This is a genomic window from Flagellimonas hymeniacidonis (assembly GCF_008040165.1).
GTDB classification, from domain to species: Bacteria; Bacteroidota; Bacteroidia; order Flavobacteriales; family Flavobacteriaceae; genus Flagellimonas; species Flagellimonas hymeniacidonis.
Window position 1 is genome coordinate 1,635,094 of record NZ_VRUR01000001.1, and the last position, 23,448, is coordinate 1,658,541.

At 37.8% G+C, this 23,448-nt stretch carries 17 protein-coding genes; 7 read left to right on the top strand and 10 right to left on the bottom strand.

Features of this window, described 5'->3' with window-relative positions; translation table 11 throughout:
• Window positions 1-9 precede the first annotated feature (9 nt).
• Complete coding sequence (locus FVB32_RS07415) at window positions 10-900, bottom strand: aldo/keto reductase (RefSeq protein ID WP_187269519.1); 891 nt, start codon at window positions 898-900, stop codon at window positions 10-12.
• Window positions 901-1,012: 112 nt separating this feature from the next.
• Between FVB32_RS07415 and FVB32_RS07420 the strand changes: the two genes are divergently transcribed.
• The gene (locus FVB32_RS07420) at window positions 1,013-1,555 is read left to right on the top strand and encodes an NADPH-dependent FMN reductase (RefSeq protein ID WP_147742702.1); all 543 of its coding nucleotides are present in this window, start codon (window positions 1,013-1,015) and stop codon (window positions 1,553-1,555) included.
• A 14-nt stretch (window positions 1,556-1,569) separates the two neighbouring features.
• Here the strand turns inward: FVB32_RS07420 and FVB32_RS07425 are convergent, their stop codons facing one another.
• From FVB32_RS07425 to FVB32_RS07445, 5 genes are all read right to left on the bottom strand, one after another.
• Entirely contained in the window at window positions 1,570-2,568 is a 999-nt protein-coding gene (locus tag FVB32_RS07425; protein WP_147742704.1) for a LacI family DNA-binding transcriptional regulator, read from the bottom strand.
• 55 nt (window positions 2,569-2,623) lie between these two features.
• Window positions 2,624-3,556, bottom strand: a complete 933-nt coding sequence (locus FVB32_RS07430; RefSeq protein WP_147742706.1) for a YeiH family protein — start codon at window positions 3,554-3,556, stop codon at window positions 2,624-2,626.
• 64 nt (window positions 3,557-3,620) lie between these two features.
• On the bottom strand, window positions 3,621-6,956 hold the full coding sequence (locus FVB32_RS07435) for a VCBS repeat-containing protein (RefSeq protein ID WP_147742708.1): 3,336 nt from the start codon (window positions 6,954-6,956) through the stop codon (window positions 3,621-3,623).
• 215 nt (window positions 6,957-7,171) lie between these two features.
• Window positions 7,172-8,716: a RagB/SusD family nutrient uptake outer membrane protein gene (locus FVB32_RS07440; RefSeq protein ID WP_147742710.1), complete on the bottom strand. Its 1,545-nt coding sequence runs from the start codon at window positions 8,714-8,716 to the stop codon at window positions 7,172-7,174.
• 17 nt (window positions 8,717-8,733) lie between these two features.
• Window positions 8,734-11,742, bottom strand: a complete 3,009-nt coding sequence (locus FVB32_RS07445) for a SusC/RagA family TonB-linked outer membrane protein (protein WP_147742712.1) — start codon at window positions 11,740-11,742, stop codon at window positions 8,734-8,736.
• A gap of 374 nt (window positions 11,743-12,116) precedes the next feature.
• Between FVB32_RS07445 and FVB32_RS07450 the strand changes: the two genes are divergently transcribed.
• From FVB32_RS07450 to FVB32_RS07460, 3 genes are read left to right on the top strand one after another with little or no spacing between them, the layout of a single operon-like run.
• Window positions 12,117-13,136: a LacI family DNA-binding transcriptional regulator gene (locus tag FVB32_RS07450; protein WP_147742714.1), complete on the top strand. Its 1,020-nt coding sequence runs from the start codon at window positions 12,117-12,119 to the stop codon at window positions 13,134-13,136.
• 59 nt (window positions 13,137-13,195) lie between these two features.
• Complete coding sequence (locus tag FVB32_RS07455) at window positions 13,196-15,502, top strand: glycoside hydrolase family 65 protein (protein WP_147742716.1); 2,307 nt, start codon at window positions 13,196-13,198, stop codon at window positions 15,500-15,502.
• A gap of 35 nt (window positions 15,503-15,537) precedes the next feature.
• A complete protein-coding gene (locus FVB32_RS07460; protein WP_246139860.1) occupies window positions 15,538-17,364 on the top strand; it encodes an alpha-amylase family protein in 1,827 nt (608 codons plus the stop codon).
• Between the two features lie 54 nt (window positions 17,365-17,418).
• Here the strand turns inward: FVB32_RS07460 and FVB32_RS07465 are convergent, their stop codons facing one another.
• Complete coding sequence (locus tag FVB32_RS07465) at window positions 17,419-17,838, bottom strand: hypothetical protein (RefSeq protein ID WP_147742718.1); 420 nt, start codon at window positions 17,836-17,838, stop codon at window positions 17,419-17,421.
• A 187-nt stretch (window positions 17,839-18,025) separates the two neighbouring features.
• Here FVB32_RS07465 and FVB32_RS07470 point away from each other — a divergent pair, with 187 nt between their 5' ends.
• Both FVB32_RS07470 and FVB32_RS07475 read left to right on the top strand, forming a co-directional pair.
• Window positions 18,026-18,778: a glycerophosphodiester phosphodiesterase gene (locus FVB32_RS07470; RefSeq protein WP_246139842.1), complete on the top strand. Its 753-nt coding sequence runs from the start codon at window positions 18,026-18,028 to the stop codon at window positions 18,776-18,778.
• A complete protein-coding gene (locus FVB32_RS07475) occupies window positions 18,778-20,049 on the top strand; it encodes a BaiN/RdsA family NAD(P)/FAD-dependent oxidoreductase (protein ID WP_147742720.1) in 1,272 nt (423 codons plus the stop codon). The genes FVB32_RS07470 and FVB32_RS07475 overlap by 1 nt, the downstream gene beginning before the upstream one ends.
• A gap of 11 nt (window positions 20,050-20,060) precedes the next feature.
• Here FVB32_RS07475 and FVB32_RS07480 read toward each other — a convergent pair whose 3' ends face one another.
• Together FVB32_RS07480 and glpK are read right to left on the bottom strand one after the other, a co-directional pair.
• The gene (locus tag FVB32_RS07480) at window positions 20,061-20,789 is read right to left on the bottom strand and encodes an MIP/aquaporin family protein (protein ID WP_147742722.1); all 729 of its coding nucleotides are present in this window, start codon (window positions 20,787-20,789) and stop codon (window positions 20,061-20,063) included.
• 37 nt (window positions 20,790-20,826) lie between these two features.
• Window positions 20,827-22,323, bottom strand: a complete 1,497-nt coding sequence (glpK, locus tag FVB32_RS07485; protein ID WP_147742724.1) for a glycerol kinase GlpK — start codon at window positions 22,321-22,323, stop codon at window positions 20,827-20,829.
• A 71-nt stretch (window positions 22,324-22,394) separates the two neighbouring features.
• Here glpK and FVB32_RS07490 point away from each other — a divergent pair, with 71 nt between their 5' ends.
• Window positions 22,395-22,931 (top strand): DUF1697 domain-containing protein, encoded by a 537-nt coding sequence (locus FVB32_RS07490; protein ID WP_147742726.1) that lies wholly within the window; start codon window positions 22,395-22,397, stop codon window positions 22,929-22,931.
• Here the strand turns inward: FVB32_RS07490 and FVB32_RS07495 are convergent.
• Window positions 22,928-23,401, bottom strand: a complete 474-nt coding sequence (locus FVB32_RS07495) for a TspO/MBR family protein (RefSeq protein WP_147742728.1) — start codon at window positions 23,399-23,401, stop codon at window positions 22,928-22,930. The genes FVB32_RS07490 and FVB32_RS07495 overlap by 4 nt on opposite strands.
• Between the last annotated feature and the right edge of the window lie 47 nt (window positions 23,402-23,448).

Below are 23,448 nucleotides of genomic sequence, written 5' to 3' on the forward strand. Positions count from 1 at the left end.
TATATTTTGTTAATCTATTTCTCTTCCTAAAGATGCTTCCCAAAGTTGGTACCATTCTTCATGGGTTAAGCTAATATTCAAAGCTTTATGCGCAGCTTGAATGCGTTCAATTTTTGATGTCCCCAACACCGGAATTATTCCAGATGGATGTTTTCTTAGCCATGCGTAAAGGATTTGATCTGCCGCTGCATTGTATTTTTCGGACAACCCAGCTAGTACCTTTTGAATAGCTTGTATTTTTTTGTCAAAACTATCTCCAAAAAGCAATCCTCCTCCAAGTGGAGACCAAGCGGATGGAATTACCTTGAGCTTTTGACATTGGTCCAAAGTACCATCTTCAAAAGCATTTCGGTGAAGTAGCGATATCTCTACCTGATTGGTGATCAGAGGCGTCAAGGAGTTAAGCAAATCAAATTGTGAAGGCGAAAAATTGGAAACTCCAAAGGTTAATACCTTACCTTCTTTTTTTAACTTGGAAAACACTTCAGCTATTTCATATGGATTAAAAAGATAATCTGGTCTGTGCAACAGCAGTACATCCAAATAATCTGTATGGAGTGATTTTAATGATTTTTCCACAGAAGCTTCAATATGTTCTGGAGTTAAATCGTATGATTTTATCAGATGACTTGGACGATTTTCTGAAATAAGCTTGATGCCACACTTGGTGGTAATCCGTATTTTCTGTCTTAAATCCTTTCTAGATTTAAGTACATTGCCAAAATCTTCTTCAGTAGTATAATGGCCATAAATATCGGCATGATCAAAATCGATGAGTCCTAAATCAAGACAACTTTCAATAAAGCTTTCATATTCAGGAGTAGAAAGATTGCTTCCCCAAGTACCCAAGCGCATAGTGCCAATGATATAAGGGGAGATATTGTCTTTTTGAAGTGTCATGTACATTAACGGATTCGCATTGTAAGTCAAATGTAAATAAATTAAGTATAAATGTAAACGTTTACATTATAAAAATTTATAATTTTGTGAGCTAAATCCTTTTATTATTCAAATGATAACAATTATCTCAGGATCCAATAGAAAAAACAACAAAACACTATACTTTGCCAAGTACGCTTATGAAAAGCTTTCTCAAGAAGTGGATGATGAAGTAAGGCTTTTGGATTTGTCAGAACTTGAAGGAAATATTGTTAATGAATTGATGTATAAAGATTCTGATCAACCTAAATTGATTCAACAAATACAGGATACTTATTTTATCCCTTCTACCAAATTTTGGTTTTTTGTACCTGAATATAACGGGAGCTATCCTGGGATAGTAAAACTATTGTTGGATTCTATGTCTGTACGGGAATACAAATCCAGTTTTGATCAAAAAAAGGCATGCATTACCGGAATTGCCTCAGGAAGAGCAGGCAATTTACGTGGGATGGATCATTTGGCCGATGTTTTAAACCATTTAGGAATGTATGTGCATCCCAATAAGAACCCAATTTCCTCTATTTTTAACTTGTTTGACCCTGAAAAGAATTCAATTAATAAGGTGGCAGAAGAGACACTTCAAAAACAGATTGGACAAATCTTAACGTATTAACAGCCCCATAGAATTTATTGGGTGGAATCTCTTACCACCAATCTTGGTGATAGCACTTTTGTTTTTAGACTAGCACTTTTATCTTTTAAAGTTTTGAGTAAAATGGAAGCTGCCTGTTCTCCCATTTGGGTACACTCTTGATCTATGGTGCTAATTTTGGGCTGGGTAAGGTTGCTGAAATCAGCATTTCCAAAGCCTATTAATTTGATTTGTTTTGGAACTTGAATGTTTAATTCCTTAAGCAGATTTAGGACATGTAGGCCTATTTCATCTCCATAGGCAAAAATGCCGTCAATATTGGGTTTGTCTTTCAGAAGCTTTTTTATTAATCCAATATCTTCTTTTAGATTACTACTCAATGTTATGCTCTCTCCCTTAAGGTTTTTGTCATTCCTTTTAGCAATGGCATCATTAAACCCTTTTTGCCTTTCCTTAAAAATGGAAACCTTAGTGTCTCCTACAATATGGATGAGGTGTTTGCATTGTTGATCAAGTAGATGATTGGTTGCCATAAAGGCTCCCATATAGTCATCCAGCATAACAGAGTTTATGTTTTTCAGATTGGGGACTCTATCGAAAAAGACAATGGGAAGCTTACTTTTTATAATTTTTTGAATTTGGGACAAATCAGAAGTTTCCTTGGAGATGGATAGTAGAATACCTTCTACTTTGAGTTTTAAAAAAGAATTCAACGCTTCGTTTTCCTTTTCCTGAGATTCGTGGGATTGGGCAATGATAATATTGTAACCGGAATCGCTCACCATTTTCTCTATTCCATTGATAATTCCGCTAAAAAAGAAGTTGTTTACTTCGGGAACGATTACGCCAATTATTTTACTTTTTCCACTGCGAAGGGCTGCTGCCATAATATTGGGTTGGTAATCCAATTCTTGGGCAGCTTTCAATACTTTTTCCTTGGTCTTGGGTGAAACAAGCGTGCTATCATTGAAAACCCTGGAGACAGTGGCCAATGATAATCCTGTAATTTTTGCAATTTCTTTTATTCCGGCCATGGGGTCAACTATTAAGATAGTTTGTCACTGCTTATTAAATGGAATCTTAAAAAAATTAGATATAATGTAATACATAGAGCAAGGAAACAACCCCTAGCACTACCCATGTAAAAATACCAACAATTAAAATATTGAAACCAAGTTTTTTGAGTTGTGAAATATTGATTTGTAAGCCAATAAGAAACAAGGTAAAAATTAGTGCTTTGCGTGCAATCCATACGATATGTTCGCTAAAAGCTTCCGCTAAAGGTACATAGGAGTTGATAAGCATAGCACCAATAAACCCAAAAATAAACCAAGGAAAAGCAAATTTTTCTTTGGAGTTAGATCCAAAAGAAATGATTAAAACCAACGGAATTATCCATAACGTTCTCACCAATTTTGTTGTAGTTGCTACATTAAGCGCCACGTTGCCATATACTTCCGCGGCACCGACAACTGAGCTAGTATCATGAATGGCGATGGCACTCCAAGTACCAAATTGTAGTTGATCAAGTTCAAAGTAGTGTCCTATATAGGGAAAAATAAACAGGGCAACAGCGTTAAGTAAAAAAACGATAGCAAGAGAAATGGAGGTTTGGGATGAATCTGCCTTAAGACTGGGGCTAACTGCTGCTATGGCGCTTCCGCCACAAATGGCGGTACCGGAGGCAACCAATATGGTGGTAATTCTTTCCGATTTTAGAATTTTACCGATAGCGAATGCTATAATAAACGTGCATACTATGGTAATGAGTGTGATAAAAAAGCTGTTTGATCCTACCTCAATGGCTTGTTGCATATGAATTCCAAAACCTAAGCCTACTACGGATAATTGTAATAAAGTCTTTTGAAAATTCTTGCTGTTCTGAATACTATCTTGATCTGCCACTTTAAATATTCCGCAAACCATCCCAATGGCTAGAGCTAGGGCGGGAGATATGTATCCGAGCAAGGTGCCTATTAGCACCAAGATACCTAAAATATATGTAGCTGTTTTTGAGAGCATTCTATTTGCCGACAAAGCTACAAATAAAAATGAAAACGTTTACATTATATTTGGGTGTGCCTATTTACTCGTTAAGCTTATAGATTTTTGGCTTTTCATTATTGATGCCCACAAAAAGGAATTCTTGACCCTTTTTGTCCTTAAAAGGAAGAAGGTGTTTTATTTCACCTTTTACATAAAAACCAGATTCGTCATATGGCAGCCACTCAAAATCACCATCATCTTTTGATAGTAAGACACTGCCATAACTTGCATCCAATCGACTGTACTGCGGTTTAAAATCGTAATTATTTCCGCCAAGTATAATGTCTAACCTGCCATCGCCATTTACATCGGTGCAGTTAACGCTGCAGACACATGAAAACTGCGTTTCATTTGGGAGCGATTTTACTTCAAAATTCCCATTTCCATCGTTGATTGCAATGACACTTACGGTGGTATTGACCTCTTTTATAATTGATGCTTGTAGAATATTAGAATCCAAAAGCTCTTCAATACTCTTTGTGGCATAATCTGAAAATTTAAGATTCTGCTTTTTAAGAGAAACTAGTTGGTTGGTAAGTTCCCTTTTTAATGAGACTGGAACATCCCGATTGTCAACATTTCTTGTAACGATTTGCTCTATGGTGCCATTATCATCAAAATCGTTGATAAACATTTTTGCCGGGGCATCTTCAGTTGCTTTATAAACCGAATTGTTTCCTTGGTTCCCCAATACTAAATCTATATCCCCATCATTGTCCAAATCTTTTGCATAAACCGTGTTCCACCAACCGTTTAGACTATCTAAAGAACTGTTTTTTGGACTTAATCTCCTACCATTGTTTTTTAAAATTTTTGGAGCTCCCCAATCTGTGGTTATGACCAAATCCTTTTTTGCGTCTCCGTCTACATCCGCCCATTCAACGTCTGTAACCATGCCTATGTTCTTTAAATGAAAGGACTTGCTTTCTGTCACATCTGAAAAACTACCTTTCCCATCGTTTTGAAGAAACAAATGCTCTGGATTTACTCCATAAATGCCGGGGACACTTCTACTCCCGATAAATAAATCAGTATCTCCATCTGCATCAAAGTCATAAGGGGCAATTACTGATACATTTGTGCCCAAACTTTTTAGAGCGCTAGGACTTTTTGAAAAGTTGCCGCTCCCATCATTGAGATAAATACGATTTGTATAGTTTTTAGCATCACTCGGGATATTGCCACCCGAGCCGACTATTAAATCCATATCCCCATCTCCTTCTACATCAATAAATGCAGATGCAGTATCCTCAAATTGTCTATCGGCTCTAAACGCATCTTGCGTATACCCAGCTTGAATAAGACCATTACCCTTGTGAAAATAAATTTGGGCAACTCCACCTTTTGCTCCTCCTACAAATACGTCTTCATTACCATCATTATTGACATCTGCAATGGCAATTGTTGGGCCTTCTTGTGATAGCATTTTTGAAATCAATCCTTCATAATCAAAATCCACATGTTTGTCTTCTTTATGTGGAATAACTGTAGTTTGAATTTCTTTCAGAAAAGGTTGTCCGGAATTTTTTTGACTTTGGAATATTTGTGTTGCATTGCCCTGCTCTAGGCTTATGGTGGTATTAACATTTACATTTTCTAATATTTGGGTTTTGTCGTTTGGCCAAATAACCCTCAGCGAATCAATTTTGGTCCTTTTGCCTAGGCCAATAGTGAGTCCGTAGTCTACAGATGATTGAAATCCTCTTGAAGGAACAAGTTCATGGCGAAGTATTTTGTCATCTGAAAACAATTCAACCACACTTCCTACGGCAAAAGTATTGGGTGCTTCGCCTTTTAAATTGACTTTAAGGTAATTATTGGTATTTTTTTCTGAGTTGTTCCTATATACAAAAAGTTCTTGGTTAACATTGTTGACTATTATGTCTAAGTCCCCATCATTGTCTAAATCCCCATAAGCAGCTCCGTTTGAAAAACTGGGTGTACTTAAACCCCATTTTTCTGATGCATTGGAAAAGGTTAAATCTCCATGATTTTCAAAAGCATAGTTGGAAATTGGAACTGAGGGCATCGCATCTATAACAGCATCTTTCTGCTCCTTATTTCCATAGACCGCGGTTTGTTGGCGAGTTACATCCTCAAAAAAGTCGATAAAATCTTGATTGGTCAAGTCATGGTATATTCCATTACAGACATATATGTCACGGTTTCCATCATTATCCATATCAAAAAGCAGGGCACCCCAACTCCAATCGGTTCCAGAAACGCCACTATAGTTGGCAACTTCGGAAAAAGAATTGCCGACATTCAATTGCAGGGTGTTCTGCATATATTGGTAATAATAATCGTTTTGGAGTTTGCGTTGATGTGTATCGAAAGTTTCAAAAGTGGTGGTGTTTTTTAATCTTTCATCTCCTTCAGGTAGCATGTCTGTAACAAAAACATCCGATTTTCCGTCATTGTTAATGTCCGCCATATCAGCTCCCATGGAGAAGAGACTAAGATGATTGGCCCAATCTTTAATACTTTCTGTAAACGTTCCATCTTGGTTGTTGATGTACAAATAATCATGCTCAAAAAAGTCGTTGGATACGTAAATATCAGGGTAAAGGTCATTGTTTATGTCGCCAACCGTAACACCCAGCCCAAAACCTACAAGACTTCCATAAATATTGGCTTCACTGCTTACATCTTCAAAAATGCCATTATTGTTTCTGAGAAGTTTATCGCCTCCTCCTTTTATTTCTTCGATAACATTCCAGTCCTCAGCCCTTATATCTCGTTTGTTTTCATATCCTAAACTAGCAACAGGGATAAAACTATTGTTGAGCATGTAGACATCTAGATCGCCATCTTTATCATAATCAAAAAAAGCGGCATGGGTGGTAAATCCGCTATCGGCTAGATTGTATTGTTCTGCCTTTTCGGTAAAGGTTAAATCGCCATTATTAATGAAAAGTTCATTTTTTTGGTCATCACCCTTAATATTCCCAGCGTTACAAACGTAGATGTCCAATAGACCATCGGCATTTATGTCAACCAAAACCACTCCAGTAGACCATGCTTTGTTCCCAGAAACGCTAGCAGACTGTGTAATATCTTCAAAGGTGAAATCACCTTTATTAAGAAAGAGTTTGTTCTTTTTACGATTCGCCGTCAAATAAACATCTGGAAGGCCATCATTATTGATGTCCCCAATAGCCACACCACCGCCGTTATAAAAGTTACGATATAAGAAAATATTAAAATCTTCTTCGTTTTGGATTTCATTTAAAAAGGATATGCCAGTTTGTGTACTATCCATAGCTGAAAAAAGGGATTCCTGGGCAATATGGTTTTGTTCTATTTTCTTTTTTGAACAAGAAATGGATGTTAGAATGATGAAGAATAGAAAATAGGTGAGAGATCTATTTGGCATCGGAACAAGAAATAAGTTAATTTGAAATATTGTTAGTTGTTAAGCTGAAAATTGAGCAATACTAAGCGGTAATTTAAATAAGACTTAGGAAGGGTCTAAACTAAGGAATTATAGATGATATTCATAGGAACTGGCTAATATTAACGCAGCGATAAGTATCATAAAAAAGAGGGCAATTAATTGCCCTCTTTAAAATTAATTATATTGATAAACTACTAGTAACCTTCGTTCTGGGTTAAATTAGGGTTGGTTGCTATCGCATCTGCTGGGATAGGGTATTTACGTCTAAATTCTTCCGTAACAGTTTTAAGCTCCCAAGTTCCTGCAAAAGCACCAAACCTTACTTGATCTTGCCTTCTCCAGTTTTCAGCATTTAGCTCTCTCATTCTTATGTCCAACATATCATCTAGCGCAACTGAACCTAATGGAGCAGCTCCAGCTCTTGTACGTACATTGTTAACATCTACCAAAGCTGTGTTTGGGGAACCAGAACCTCCTCTTAGTGTAGCCTCTGCTCTCATAAGAACAGCATCCGTGAAACGGAAAAATACTGCGTTATTTGATGGATTTGGTCTACCATCAGCTCCACGTTGAGGATATTTAATAAGTCTTAATCCAGTTCTTTCATTATTTACCTCTAAACTTTGAAGTAACTCATTTTCAAATACCAAGTTATTTCCTTGGCGATCCTGAATTATTGCACCACTGGCGTCTAATTGCTGTCCTCTTAGATAACCAACAGCAACTCCGTTGACATCTGGGCCTGCAAGACCAATTCTTGCATCTTCTGCTGGGTTTTCTGTTCCAAACAAACGGAAGTTTTCTGTAAGCGTAACGAACCCATTCCAACCTCCTTGGTTAGGATGTAACATATTCCACATACGGTTACCTGCGAAGGTATCCATAATCCAGATTACCTCTGTATTGGTCACATCTAAATCCCAAATATCGAAATATCCATTAGGACCAGTACCTGGGTCTAAGCTATACCCTAAATCTTCGATGGCGTTAACATCGGAAATTACTGCATTCATATCTCCAGCACTACCTGTAAAAGCCTCACCATTCAATTGTAATTTTGCTCTTAGCATACGTGCCATAGCCTCTCCCGCTTGAGCCAAGGTGGCTGAGTCAGAATTAGGACCATGACTTGAAAGGTTTCCACTGGAAATAGCGGTATTTAAATCATCCAAAATAAAGTCAAATGCTGCTTGCGATTCCAATACTTCAGGATTCACATCAACACCATCATTGACACCTCTAAAAGGAACTTTGCCAAACCAATCTAAAATCCAGAACATGTTAAAAGCTCTTAAAACTCTAGCTTGTGCGGCGATAGCCCCAGAAGCTCCTGAAGCTGGATCCAGTAATTGTGTGGCTGACAATACCTCAGCATTCCGGTTGTTCCAAGCAGTACGCACGTAATTGTGCTGGGCATCCCAAGTGTGGTTATGAAGCGTTCTCCAAATCCCATTATCACTCCAGTCAACACCACGGGTCAATACAGCAATACCATCGGCACTAACTTCCATCAGCGCATATTCGTTTGCCTGATCTCCCATGTTTTCTACACCGTTATAAAGTGTTTCTAAAGCGTTGGTGGCATTAGCTACCCCTCCAAACGCTCCTGAGTCGGATTCAACTGATACTGAATCTCCAAATTGCGGTTCCAAATCTGTACAAGACTGAGCAACAAGCAGAGCTACAACTACTCCTATGCCTTGCATAATTTGATTTTTAAAATTCTTTTTTCTCATCATTAGTAATTTTTTATTATTTAAAAACTTGCATTGAAGCCTATAGAAAGTGTTGTTGGTCTAGGAAATGCTGTTAAATCAATACCAAGGGAAGGTACATTACCAATGGCCCTGTTTATAGATACTTCAGGATCTTGTCCACTATAATCAGTTATAACAAATACATTTTGAGCATTAGCAAAAACTCTTAAGCTGCTGAAAATACTGTTCTCTGATAAGTCGAAATTATGACCTAAAGTAATATTTTGTAATCTTAAGAAAGATCCGTCTTCCAAGAAACGAGAAGAAACTTCTGCAGGGTTAAATGGATTTTCCACTCCAATGAATGGAAGTACATCCGCAGTCACGTTTCTACCTTGAGAAAGGTTACCAATGGTAAAGAAGGCATTTCTGTTGTTACTATAAATAGATTGACCAAACTGACCATTAAAGAAAAGACTTAAGTCCCAATTCTTTAATCTGAAATTCTGTGTTATACCCATTGTCACATCTGGAAGTGCACTTTCGCCAATGAATACTTGAGATCCATTATTTGCAAAGATGTTTCCTCCTTGGTCATCTAATCCTTGCCACTCTCTTACGAAGAAGCTGAATAAAGGCTGATCGTTAGCGATACGCTGAGCAAATGCACCCGTTAGACCAGGACCATTGATTTGTCCAGTGTCCAATGCTGGGCCATCATAGTTTTCTAGATTGTTGTCATTGTAACCAATGTTGAAATTGAAGTCCCAAGAGAAATCTTCTGTTTCAACAGGAGCAACATTTAAGTTAAGTTCAACACCCTTATTTACAATATCACCATCTATATTTTGAAAGAAAAATGGTTGTACTGCTGGTTGAGCACTCTGAATCTGAAGTATGAAATCTGAAGTAGTTCTATTATAAAACTCGAGAGACCCACTGATTTTGTTATCTAAGAATCCAAAATCAATACCAATGTTAGTCTGTGCGTTTTCTTCCCATTTCAAATCTGGATTGTTAAATGCTACAGGTCCTTGGCCTGCAGGAGTAAACGTACCTCCATTATCAATACCTCCCGCGTCATTTCTACCGGTATTGTTTCCATTATCCTCACCAAAACGAGAACGTGCGCTAAATTGATTAGATCCTAAACCTTCTTGGTTACCTGTAACACCATACGCTACTCTTAACTTAAAAGTATCAAAGAATTCTGGAAACCAGTCCTCTTCAGAAAGTGCCCAAGAAGCACCAACTGCACCAAATGTTCCATACCTGTTGTTGTCACCAAAACGAGAGGAACCATCAATTCTTACTGTACCTGAGAAGTTAAATTTCCCTTTTAAAGAATAATTAGATCTAAAAAAGAAAGATTGCAGTTCATCTCGCGAAAGCGCTGAATTGGCAGCAAAAACAGATGCCGATGCAATATTATTGACCATTTGGAATAGGTCATTGGTTCTAAAGCCTGTGGCAGCCAAAAAGATGTTCTCGTTGACAAATTCTTGGTAAGAATGTCCAAGAGTCAGGTCTAATCTATTATCATTTTCACCCCAACCTTTATTCCAATTGAAGTAAGATTCCCAGGTTGTATTGGTCAAATCAAATTCATTTAATGTAGCTCTACCTAGACCTAAGGTTGGAGAGGAATTAAACAAAGAAGATATAGCAGAGTTTGCAGATGATGTAGATTTATCCAACCCTATTTGAGTCTTAAACCTTAAATTATCTGTAAACCTATATTGTACACCTAAATTAATTAATGCTCTTAGGGTACTTGAAATATTTCTGGAAAGACCTAACACAGCAAGTGGGTTTCTTGTCTCGAAAGTAGGTTGATTAAAAGAACCATCAGGATTAAATGCAGGTCTTGTTGGATTAAAAGCCCAAACAGTAGATAACAAATCTCCACGTGCGTTTGGATCATCCGAAATGGGTGGTCTTTGCGCTTCAATATTTGAGATGGTTGCCTGAGTTTCTATCTGCAGTTTATCATCAAAAAATCTTTGCGTTGCATTGAATCGAGCTGTTAACCTATCAAAGGTACTATCCTCCACTTCACCCTCTTGATCTTGATAACCAAAAGAAAGTCTAAAGTTTCCATTTTCATTACCGGCGCCATAAGAAAGGTTATAGTTTTGAGTAAAAGAAGATCTGTAGATTTCATCTTGCCAATCGTTTCTGGCCCCAAAATCTTGACCTGTAGCACCCAAATCGGATTGTGCCTGAAGGAATTGGTCTGCTGAAAGTAAATCAACTTGATTTGGAATCCAACCAACCGAGTAAGTAGATGAAAATTCTAATACTCCTTTTTGGGAACGTCCACTTTTTGTAGTGATCAAAACAACCCCATTTGCCCCACGAGAACCATAGATTGCAGTTGCAGAAGCATCTTTTAATATGTCAATACTTGCAATATCATTAGGATTCAAGAAGCTCAAAGGATCTAATGAAGCAGCTGAACCGATATCGGTATTACCTCCACCTGTACCAGCTGAGGTCGATGCCCCGCTTAAAGGAATACCATCCACTACGTATAATGGATTGTTATTGGCGCGAACAGAAGCTGTACCACGAATCCTTACATTAACAGCTGCACCAGGCTCACCAGAGGTAGCTGAAATCTGAACCCCTGCAGTTTTACCTTGAATCAGCTGTTGTGGGTTTACAATAACCCCTTTGTTAAATTCTTCGGCTTTTACACTTTCAACTGCACCAACAGATGTTCTTCTTGTCTGTGTACCATAACCTACAACAACAACTTCATCTAGTTCATTAGCATCTTCTTGCAACACAACATTAATAGTTGTTTGCCCGTTTACTGCAATCTCTTGCGAAGAGAAACCAATATAACTAAAAACGATTACCGCATCTGCGGCTACATCATTTATAGTATAGTTACCATCAAAATCAGTCTGTGTACCATTGGTTGTTCCTTTAACAACAACACTAGCCCCTGGCAAAGGGCCATTTGCATCTGAAACGGTACCAGATACTGTCTGAGCTTGCGCTATACCAAGGCACAAAAATGCACCTAATAGCAAAAAGCTTTTTAGTAGCGTAATCTTCATAAATAATTAATTTTAAGTTTAGTTAATTTTAATTCAAGTGTTAAACATATATAAAAAAAGTGTTAATCGAAATTTAAGCGTTATCCAATATAGAACGAAAACGGTTTCGTGTTAATAACTTTGAAATTGTGAAAGGTTGACAAAACTAAAAGAGTTAATTTATTCAAATCACAATATTATTGCATATAATCAAGGAAATTCACAATAATGGAACGAATATACTATTTTTATTTTTTAGGTTATGTTAACACCTTAATAAGAGTTTTTTGTAATTTTTAATGATGTTTTTGTTAAAAAGAATCATTTGGGTAGCTTGCTCCCAATAATTGAGTAATTTCCAAAGTCAAACACACCGATTTAAATCTTCCATTTTTTTGAAAGCCAAGATTACCTTAAAAGACATTGCACGGGAACTTGAAGTTTCCATTTCCACTGTTTCAAAAGCACTAAAGAATAGTGAGGAAATAAGTAGAGATACAAAGGAGAAGATTCAAGCTTTTGCCAAACTTTACAATTACAAGCCAAACAACATCGCCATCAGTTTAAAGAATAAGAGAACAAAAAACATTGGCGTTGTTATCCCTGCTATTGTGCACCATTTTTTTACTACTGTGATCAGGGGAATAGAAAAATATGCAAATGCCAAGGGTTATAATGTTATCGTATGTCTTTCCGAGGAGTCTTTTGATAAAGAAGTAATCAATATGGAAATGCTTGCCAATGGGAGTATTGATGGATTTATCATGTCATTATCTTCTGAAACACAACAAAAAGAGGACTACAATCATTTAAAGGAAGTAACAGAACAAGGGATACCCGTGGTGCTATTTGACCGTATTACCAATGAGATTGACTGTGACAAAGTCGTAATTGATGATCAATTGGGAGCATATATGGCCACAAAAAAACTGATTGAGCAAGGGAGAAAAAAAATAGCACTTATTACTACTGATGATTACCTCAGTGTTAGCAAAGCAAGGACCGAGGGGTATAGGAAAGCGCTTTTAGAAAGCGAACTGGAGATTAATGAAGCAAGAATACTCAAACTCTCCACTATGGAAGTGGATGAGAAGAGCATTCGAAATTTCTTTAATACCCAGGAGGTGGATGCTGTGCTTTGTGTGAATGAAATTTTTACTGTTTTTAGTATGCGCTTGGTGCAAGAAAAGGGACTCAGTATTCCAAAAGACATATCATTTATTGGTTTTACCGATGGGTTGCTATCCAAATATGCCAATCCAAGTTTAACCGTTGTTGCCCAGCATGGAGAAAAAATGGGAGAGATTTCTGCCCAAATGTTGATTGATAAAGTAGAGAGTGATGATGGGGAAGAAAGGTTCCAAACCAAAATTTTGGAGCCAACCCTAGTGATTAGGGACTCGACATTTAATTAACTTTATCATACCTTATTAATCTAAGGTATTCAATTTTACATCAAACTTTAGCGATATAAATGAATCAGGATTATATAAAAACGGACCCTTGGTCCATTATTGAAGAAGGTTTTAATAAAGAACTCGTTAAATCGTCCGAAAGTCTATTTAGCATAGGAAATGGCGCTATGGGGCAGCGCGCCAATTTTGAGGAGGAATATACTGGGGAGACTTTTCAAGGCAGTTACATTGCAGGAGTATATTACCCAGATAAGACCAGAGTAGGTTGGTGGAAAAATGGATATCCAGAGTATTTTGCCAAAGTTCTTAATGCTCCAAATTGGATTGGAATTGAAATTCTTATAGGTGACGAATTGTTAGATCTCAATACATGCAAATCGGTAAATGATTTTAAAAGAGAGCTTAACATGCGTGAAGGCTGGTATCAACGAAGTTTCACCGCTCAATTACAAAGTGGTGTTGAAATCTCTGTTTGTACAACCAGATTTTTAAGCTTAGATATTGATGAGGTAGGTGCCATCCAATATGAGATTACCCCACTAAACCAGAATGTAGACATTACATTTTGTCCTTATTTAGATAGTGGAATCACCAATGAAGACACCAATTGGGATGATAAGTTCTGGAATACCACTAATATAACTTCAGAGGGAAATCAAGCTTTTATTGAGGCACATACCATGAAGACCAACTTTGCCACCTGCACTTTTATGGAGGCCAAGTTGCTTTACAAAGGCTCCCCAATTGAGATTTCACCTAACTTGAAAAAAGGTGATACTTCAGTTGGACTAAGTTATGAACTTGCCGTTGAGAAAGGAGAATGCTTTAGCATACATAAATTTGGCGGATATACCGTTTCACGAAATCATAATGAATCAGAACTGGTAAAAGCAGCAAAAAGCACACTACAAAAAGCTGTTACAATTGGCTATGAAGGACTGCTTCAAAAGCAAAAGGAGGCTTGGGCCCAAATATGGGAAATGAGTGATATCACCATAGAGGGTGATGTAAAAGCGCAACAGGGAATACGTTTTAATATCTTTCAGTTAAATCAAACCTATTTAGGAAAGGATTCCAGATTAAATATTGGACCAAAAGGATTTACCGGTGAAAAATATGGGGGAAGCACTTATTGGGATACCGAAGCATATTGTGTTCCTTTTTATATGGCTACCAAAAACCAAGAGGTAGCATGGAGCTTATTGGAATATCGCTATAATCATCTAGAAAAGGCCATTGAAAATGCCAAAAAATTAGGCTTCACTAATGGAGCCGCATTGTATCCCATGGTTACCATGAACGGGGAGGAATGCCATAACGAGTGGGAAATCACTTTTGAGGAAATCCATCGAAACGGTGCAATAGCCTTTGCCATTTATAACTATCACAGATTTACTGGAGATTACAGTTATATTCCTAAAATGGGATTGGAAGTCCTAATCGGTATTGCGAGATTTTGGCACCAACGCGTGAATTTTTCAGAGGAGAAACAGCAATATGTCATGCTGGGGGTAACAGGGCCAAATGAGTATGAAAACAATGTCAACAACAATTGGTATACAAATTATTTGGCCAAATGGTGCATGGATTATGCTGCTGAGCAAGTTCAGAAGGTAAAAAATGAGTATCCAGAGGATTACAAAAGAATAGCCGATAAAACCAACTTAACAACGGTAGAAACCGAAGATTGGAATAAGGTAACCAACAATATGTATTTTCCATTTTCTGAAAAACACCAAGTATTTCTGCAGCAAGATGGGTTCTTGGACAAAGAAATGATCAAGGTGCAAGATCTGGATAAATCAGAAAGACCCATCAACCAAAAATGGAGTTGGGATAGAATATTACGTTCCCCATATATTAAGCAGGCCGACGTGCTCCAGGGCTTCTATTTTTTTGAAGATCATTTTAGCAAAGTGGCTTTGGAAAAGCATTTCGACTTCTATGAACCCTTCACTGTGCATGAATCCTCTCTATCTCCATGTGTTCACAGCATTCAAGCTGCTAAATTGGGTAGAATGGAACAAGCGTATACGTTTTACTTAAGAACATCAAGACTAGATCTAGACGATTATAATAAGGAAGTAGAAGAGGGCTTACATATCACTTCCATGGCAGGAACATGGATGAGTATTGTAGAAGGTTTTGGCGGAATGCGGGTATTGGACAATCAACTTCACTTTACACCCAGAATACCCAAACAATGGGACTCTTATTCTTTTAAAATCAATTTTAGAAATCAGGTTATCACCATTACCGTTTCAGAACAAAAGGTGAGTTTTGAAATTACCGGAAATCAAGATTTAAAGATTCAGGTAAATGAAAAACCATTAATGTTGACACCAGGAAAAGTTGTTCAAGCGTGAAAAAAGTTCTCGTTGCCGTAGCGGTAATGTTAGGGATGCTTGCATGCGAACAAAAGGTCAATAAAAAACCAGTTCTACCAGAAATGAAGAAGAAAGCCGTCGTTTATCAGGTCTTTACCCGCCTTTTTGGAAATACAAATACGACCAACAAGCTTTGGGGCACCATTGAGGAAAATGGAGTTGGGAAATTTTCCGATTTCACACCATTGGCATTAAATGAAATCCGAGATTTAGGAGTAACGCATGTTTGGTACACTGGGGTTCCACATCATGCCTTGATTAATGACTATACAGATTATGGGATTTCGAATGATGATCCAGATGTAGTAAAAGGACGCGCGGGTTCTCCTTACGCGGTAAAGGATTATTATAATGTAAATCCCGATTTGGCAGATGACCCTTCCAAAAGACTGGATGAATTTAAAGCCCTTATTCAACGTACACATGAAGCTGGTATGAAAGTGATCATTGATATTGTTCCCAATCATGTTGCACGGAGCTATGAGGGGTTGACAAATCCAAACGGGATTTCGGATTTTGGCGCTAAAGATGATGTGAACAAGGAGTATGATGTCAATAACAACTTTTATTATATCCCGGGAACTAAATTTAAAGTACCCCAATGGGAAGAAGCTTATCTGCCTCTGGGAGGTGAAAACAATGCGCTTACTGATCATAAGTTTAAGGAAAGTCCGGCAAAATGGACAGGAAATGGTTCCAGATTGGCGCAGCCTCATTTTAATGATTGGTATGAGACGGTCAAGGTGAATTATGGAGTGCGGCCAGATGGTACTAAAGATTTTGAAGAACTTCCGGAAGGCTATGATGCAAAGGACAATAAAGCCCATTTTGAGTTTTGGAGCGATAAAGCAATCCCAGATTCTTGGAATAAGTTTAGAGATATAGCCCTGTATTGGTTGAATTTTGGGGTAGATGGTTTTCGGTTTGATATGGCAGAAATGGTCCCCGTCGAATTCTGGAGCTATTTAAATTCCAACATTAAAATGAAAAACCATGATGCCTTTTTATTGGCGGAAGTCTACAATCCAGAACTTTATCGAGATTACATCCGAAAGGGAAAAATGGATTATTTATATGATAAGGTGGAACTTTATGACAGTATAAAGCACATCATGAAAGGGTATGGATGGACGGATCATATTCCAGTTGTGCAAAAAGGGATGGCGGATATTGAGCACCATATGCTCCATTTTTTAGAGAACCATGATGAACAGCGAATAGCTAGTCCTGATTTTGTGGGAGATGCTACACTCGCCAAACCTGCCATGGTGGTTTCCGCCACAATAAGCACATCTCCAACAATGATCTACTTTGGCCAAGAGGTTGGAGAGCCAGGCGCTGAAGATGCCGGATTTGGAAAACCTACCCGCACGTCAATTTTCGATTATGTGGGCGTGCCCCATCATCAAAGATGGATGAACAATAAAAAGTTTGATGGAGGTCGGTTATCCGATGATGAAAAGAAATTAAGGGGCTTCTATAAACGGTTATTGAATTTTACCATTAAGAGCGAAGCCTTAATGGGAGAATATGAAGAGATCCACTTTTATAACAAAGATCATACAGAAAGCTATGACCATAGAGTGCTTTCGTATGTAAGATGGTCCGACAATGAAAAACTAATCATTGTATCAAACTTTGATGCTCATAAAAATTACGAATTTGAACTTAAGATTCCAGAACAGGTAATTGCCAAATGGAATTTGCCAAATGAAGAATTTAGTTTAAAAGAAGAACTTTACGGTCAAGTAAAGACCACCCTATTGGTCAAAAATGGACAAGGGAAAATGGATGTAAAGTTGGCTCCGTTGGAATCTTATATTTTTAGTATTGAAGAATAAAAAAAAGCGGATTGCAAAGCAATCCGCCCAAGGTTTAAGGTCGGTTAGTTTTCTTTATTCCTTAGTTGCCGTTTTTTGATATACCAATCCTATTACAGCTCCTACGATTCCGTAGAAAATTACTTCAACTATTCCATTTACAAGTGTTCCGGTGATATCCATGAGGCCACTGACCGCATAGTTTAAAAGTCCAATACCGAATCCGGTAAATGCGCCAATCCACGCACCGTATGAAAAACCTTCTTTGGCACTATGGTGCCCTCTTGCCCACTTGCTATACACCGTACTAAGAATAAAAGCGATAATAACATTACTGCCTGCAATTAAGCCCATATTCATATCCTCATTCATAAAATTCTTAAGCGTGTGTCCGGCGAAAAAATCAGCCAGTAAAAACTCCCAAATACCATAGCCCAACAAGAACATGGTTACAAATGCTGCTAGCGTTGCTAACAAATTAGATTTTGAAAACATTTTAGTTGATTAATTGGTTACTAATATGCTAAAAGTATTAAATAAAATTTAACAAAGTGATAAAAATAGGCATCAAAAATTGATGATAATACCACAAATGGCTATTTATGTTATTGTCTTTTCAATATTTTAAGCTATAGCCATTTTGATTTTCAAGTTGTATTTTTAGCATTAAAAATGAACCAAAATGAAAAAATGCTTACCATTGGCGCTGATTGCCATTTTTCTAATTGAAAGTTGTAGTATGACAGGTGCAAAACCTTTAGTTATAGGTCATAGAGGGGCCATGGGACATGAAACTGAAAACACCTTGGCGTCGGTTCAAAAAGCTTTGGATTTGGGAGTGGACATGATCGAGATAGATGTATTTAAAATCTATAGTGGCGAAATTGTAGTCTTTCATGACGAACGTGTAGAAAGATTATCCAATAGTGGAGGACTAATAGAAGATTACAACATTGTGGATTTAAAACAACTGATACTAGACGGGAACCATAAAATTCCTATGCTACAAGATGTTTTAAAACTTATCAATAATAAAGTGGCACTTAATATCGAATTAAAAGGGGCAAATACTGCGGATAGAGTAAACTATATCACCAGTGTATATGTTCGCGATAGAGGCTGGTCTCCGGAGAACTTTATAATCTCTAGTTTTAATTGGGATGAATTAAAAAAGATGAGGGAATTAAATAGTGACATTCAAATTGCGGTGCTTACTGAGGACGATCCATTAGATGCTATTGACATAGCTAAAGAATTGAATGCCGTTGCCATAAATCCCAATTATGAAAAACTGACTCAAGAGAACACTGCTAAAATTAAAGAAGAAGGTTTTAAAGTTTATACTTGGACCGTTAATGAGCCAGAAGAAATTCAAAGAATGGAAGACTTTGGGGTGGACGGAATCATTACAAATTATCCTGAACGGGTACATTAATGTACGATGTAATTATTGTTGGAGGAGGTGCTGCTGGGTTTTATGCTGCTATTAAAATAGCGGAACAAGCTCCGCATCTAAATGTGGCAATCTTTGAACGGGGTAAAACCGTGCTTTCAAAAGTAAAAGTATCTGGTGGTGGACGGTGTAATGTTACCCATGGAGAATTTTCTCCCCATGAACTAGCTTCAAATTACCCAAGAGGTCAAAAAGAGCTTTTAGGACCTTTTCATAATCATGCCCCAGGAGATATAATGTCTTTTTTTGAGGAGCGTGGAGTACCCTTAAAGATAGAAGAAGACGGTCGTGTTTTTCCCGTAAGCAATTCATCACAATCCATTATTGATTGTTTCATTGGCGAAACCGAAAGGTTGGGTGTAAAAGTGCTGAAAAATAGTTCGGTGAAACAATTTAAAAAAAATGAAAGTACAGAAGGGTGGCAGGTGACCACTATGAACAAGCACTATCAAACAAAAAAGTTGCTTTTAGCTACAGGAAGCAACCCTAAAATATGGGAACAGCTAAGGGCAATTGAGCATACTATTGTTCCTCCGGTTCCCTCCTTGTTTACCTTTAATATTGATGATGAAAGAATACATGGAATTCAAGGAATTAGCACTAATGCTTCAGTAGAAATCCCTTCAAAAAAGATTTTTTCCTCAAAGACAAATCTAAAACTCAAGAGTGCTCCTAAATCTGAGCCGATTCTGCAATCCGAAGGACCTGTACTAATTACCCATTGGGGATTGAGTGGTCCAGCTATCCTAAAGCTTTCCGCTTGGGGAGCCAGAATTTTGCACGATTATAGGTATTCTTTCAGGGTTAATATCAATTGGGTTCCAGAATATTCTACCAGTTCGATGGAGGGCTATCTTAAGGAAATAAAAGAAGTAGAGGCAAAGAAAACTATTTTGCGGACCAATGCTGTTGAGATTCCACGTAGACTATGGATAAATTTGGTAAAAGCTGCAGGTATTGAAAAGGACTTAAAATGGGCAGATATAACAAAAGTAAAGCTTTATAATCTTGCTGAACAACTCACCGTATGTTCCTTTAAAGTAGAAGGAAAAAGTACATTTAAAGAAGAATTTGTAACCGCAGGAGGAGTAGATTTAAAGGAAATTAATTTTAAAACTTTTGAAAGCAAAAAACACCCCAATCTTTATTTTGCAGGTGAAATCATAAATGTTGATGCCATAACAGGAGGTTTTAATTTTCAAAACGCTTGGACGGGAGCGTACCTAGCCGCCCAAGCCATTGCTTCCAAATAGTCTTAGAATTCCTATTGAAGGAAGTGTGCCAATCCCGCAGCTATAGCAGCGCCAAGAATAGGGCCAATAACCGGAATCCAAGAATATCCCCAACCATTGGATCCTTTGTTTTTAATCGGAACCAAAGCATGAATTATTCTCGGGCCCAAATCCCGAGCCGGATTTATGGCATAACCTGTGGTGCCTCCTAAGGACAATCCAATTCCCCAAACAATTATGGCAACAGGAAGTGATCCTAAAGAACCTAGACCTATAATACTGTTGTCTGAAGTATGTACTGCATCGGTGAAATAAAGGACCGCAAAAATCAATACAAAAGTGCCGACCATTTCAGATAAAAGATTTAAAACAGTATTCGGAATTGCTGGAGCTGTACAAAAAACACCTCTTTTGGTGTTGCCATCTTCTGTAGCACTAAAGTGTTTTATATTGAGTATCCACACCAAAAGAGCTCCAAGCATTGCTCCAATAAACTGGGCAATAATGTAATTTGGAACATCGTAAATAGAAAATTCTCCAGCTAATGCCAACCCTATGGTTACGGCAGGATTAAGATGGGCGCCACTATGAGGACCTGCTACAACTACCCCTGTGTAGACAGCAAAAGCCCAGCCGGTTGTAATTACAATCCATCCAGAATTGTTGGCATATGTCTTTTGTAAAGAAACATTGGCATTGACGCCACATCCCATTAAGATGAGCAGAAAAGTGCCCACAATTTCGGCAATAAAAGGTGTCATGATTGGTTAGATTATAAGGTTATCAGTTGTCTTTAAATTATGATTTTTCGGTCCAATATTCCAGTGCGTTAATAGCTCTATACCACCCTTTAATATTCTTGTCAATAGACTCTCGCTCTGTAGATGGATTAAAGTGAACATCAGTTTGCCAAATATCTTGAATTTCTTCTGGGCTTTCCCAATAGCCAACAGCAAGTCCAGCCAAGTATGCCGCTCCCATAACCGTGGTCTCTACAATTTTGGGACGTACGGTTATTGTGTTTAATACATCAGATTGAAATTGCATGAGCAAATTATTTACAGTTGCTCCTCCATCAACCCTTAATTCTTTTATTGAAATGCCGGAATCTGCCTCCATGGCCTTTAATATATCCATAGTTTGGTAAGCTATGGATTCCAATGCAGCTCGTGCCACATGCGCATCGGTGCTTCCTCGGGTTAAACCAAAAATGGTGCCCTGGGCATGTTGATTCCAATGCGGTGCACCCAACCCAGCAAAGGCCGGCACAAAGTATACACCTTCAGAACTTTCAACTGAACTGGCTAGCTGCTCAACTTCAGACGAAGTTTTTATAATTTTTAGACTATCTCGGAGCCATTGTACTACTGCACCAGCTATAAAAATGCTTCCTTCCAGCGCGTAGGTGGTCTTTCCATTTATTTTCCATGCAACCGTGGTAAGCAGATTGTTTTTAGAAACTATTGGCTTGTCTCCAATGTTCATCAACATAAAACAACCTGTGCCATACGTATTTTTTACCATCCCCTGTTTGGTACACATTTGTCCAAATAGTGCTGCTTGTTGATCACCGGCAATACCGGCAATTGGAATTTTGGCGGCAAAGAAATTAGGGCTCGTATGCCCGTACACTTCGCTGGATTGTTTTACCTCTGGCAACATACTTTTAGGAATGGTCAAAAGTTCTAAAAGTTCATCGTCCCATTCCATGGTATTGATATTAAATAGCAACGACCTGCAGGCATTGGTAACATCTGTTATGTGCAATGCGCCTTCTGTCATTTTCCAGATAAGCCAAGTATCAATGGTTCCCAGAACTAAATCTCCAGCTTCTGCCTTTTCGCGGGCACCTTCCACATTGTCCAAAATCCATTTTACTTTAGTTCCAGAGAAATATGCATCTATCACCAAACCAGTTTTCTCACGAATCATTTCAGATTTACCCTGACCTTTTAATTCATCACAGTAATCTGCAGTTCGTTTATCCTGCCAAACAATGGCATTGTAGATAGGTTCACCCGTATTCCTGTCCCAAACTACAACAGTTTCACGTTGGTTAGTAATTCCTATTGCGGCCAATTGCTCCCCTTTCAGCCCTTTTTTACTTACAGCTTCAGCGGCCATTCCGGCTTGCGTTGCCCAAATTTCGTTGGCATCATGCTCTACCCATCCTGGCTTTGGAAATATTTGGGTGAATTCTTTTTGCGCTACGGATATTATGGTTCCTTTTTTATCAAAAACAACTGCTCTAGAACTTGTGGTGCCTTGATCTAAGGCTAGGATATACTGATTCATTTTGGTTAATTTAATGCGACTGAATTTACTAAAATAAATCGGAGTAGTTTTATTCTTTGAATTAATAAATCATGAAAACATATATAGCACTTCTTAGGGGGATCAACGTAGGTGGGCAAAAGAAAATTAAGATGGCTGATTTACGACAAACTTTGGAACGTAGTGGTTTACAAAATGTGAAAACCTATATTCAAAGTGGAAATATTGTCTTTGATAGCGAAATGTCTAAAATTGAGGAGATTCAAGATAGTATTTATGATGCAATTTTGTCTGATTTTGGTTTTGAAGTACCCATCTTGGTAGTTACGGGGGGTGAAATTGAGAGGATATTGAAGGAAAATCCGTTTATCAATAAAACTACGGAGAACAACCTCTATTTTGTATTGCTCAAAGAGGTTCCAAACCAAAGTTTGGTCGATGAATTTAATGCAATAAGCTTTGACCATGAAGATTTTTACATTACCGATAATTGTGTTTATCTATGCTGTAAAAGGGGATATGGAAATGCCAAGCTCAACAATAACCTTATTGAAAGAATGCTAAAGGTGTCTGCAACAGCACGGAATTTAAGGACCATGCAAAAGCTTTTGGAACTTAGCGGGAATTAATTCAACATCCAGATTTGATAGTTTAAAATGGAAGCAAAACAGACCCATAATAAATAGGGAATCAGTAACAAGGCGGCCAGCTTGCTTACTACTTTAAACCATTTAATGGTGAGTATGATCAAGGTGAGCAATACTAAAATTACAACCAGAGCCCATAATGGATTTTTAAGCCCAAAAAATACGATGCTCCATAAAGCATTAAAAAGCAGTTGAAAACCAAAATGATACAATGCTGTTTTCACCCAAATATGATGAAAACCTTTTGACCAAACAATTCCTGCAGATACACCCATTAGGATATATAGTACGGTCCAAACCGGAGCAAAAATGGTGTTAGGTGGGTTAAAACTTGGCTTATTTAAAGTTATATACCAATCATTAACCGAGCTTTGTGTAGCAAAACTGGACAGAAAGCCTATTAATAGGCAAACTGCTACGGCAATAAGAATATATAAGGCCTTTTTCTTCATGATTGGTGCAAGTCCGTCTAAAATAAGAATTTATTTGAACCTGCTCT

Coding starts and splice junctions, on each gene's coding strand:
- FVB32_RS07430 (WP_147742706.1), bottom strand. CDS start 3,556: ATGCTCTCAAAAACAGCTACATATATTTTAGGTATCTTGGTGCTAATA.
- FVB32_RS07490 (WP_147742726.1), top strand. CDS start 22,395: ATGAAAACATATATAGCACTTCTTAGGGGGATCAACGTAGGTGGGCAA.
- FVB32_RS07415 (WP_187269519.1), bottom strand. CDS start 900: ATGACACTTCAAAAAGACAATATCTCCCCTTATATCATTGGCACTATG.
- FVB32_RS07455 (WP_147742716.1), top strand. CDS start 13,196: ATGAATCAGGATTATATAAAAACGGACCCTTGGTCCATTATTGAAGAA.
- FVB32_RS07435 (WP_147742708.1), bottom strand. CDS start 6,956: ATGCCAAATAGATCTCTCACCTATTTTCTATTCTTCATCATTCTAACA.
- FVB32_RS07425 (WP_147742704.1), bottom strand. CDS start 2,568: ATGGCCGGAATAAAAGAAATTGCAAAAATTACAGGATTATCATTGGCC.
- FVB32_RS07475 (WP_147742720.1), top strand. CDS start 18,778: ATGTACGATGTAATTATTGTTGGAGGAGGTGCTGCTGGGTTTTATGCT.
- FVB32_RS07480 (WP_147742722.1), bottom strand. CDS start 20,789: ATGACACCTTTTATTGCCGAAATTGTGGGCACTTTTCTGCTCATCTTA.
- glpK (WP_147742724.1), bottom strand. CDS start 22,323: ATGAATCAGTATATCCTAGCCTTAGATCAAGGCACCACAAGTTCTAGA.
- FVB32_RS07465 (WP_147742718.1), bottom strand. CDS start 17,838: ATGTTTTCAAAATCTAATTTGTTAGCAACGCTAGCAGCATTTGTAACC.
- FVB32_RS07470 (WP_246139842.1), top strand. CDS start 18,026: ATGAAAAAATGCTTACCATTGGCGCTGATTGCCATTTTTCTAATTGAA.
- FVB32_RS07420 (WP_147742702.1), top strand. CDS start 1,013: ATGATAACAATTATCTCAGGATCCAATAGAAAAAACAACAAAACACTA.
- FVB32_RS07440 (WP_147742710.1), bottom strand. CDS start 8,716: ATGATGAGAAAAAAGAATTTTAAAAATCAAATTATGCAAGGCATAGGA.
- FVB32_RS07495 (WP_147742728.1), bottom strand. CDS start 23,401: ATGAAGAAAAAGGCCTTATATATTCTTATTGCCGTAGCAGTTTGCCTA.
- FVB32_RS07445 (WP_147742712.1), bottom strand. CDS start 11,742: ATGAAGATTACGCTACTAAAAAGCTTTTTGCTATTAGGTGCATTTTTG.
- FVB32_RS07460 (WP_246139860.1), top strand. CDS start 15,538: ATGCTTGCATGCGAACAAAAGGTCAATAAAAAACCAGTTCTACCAGAA.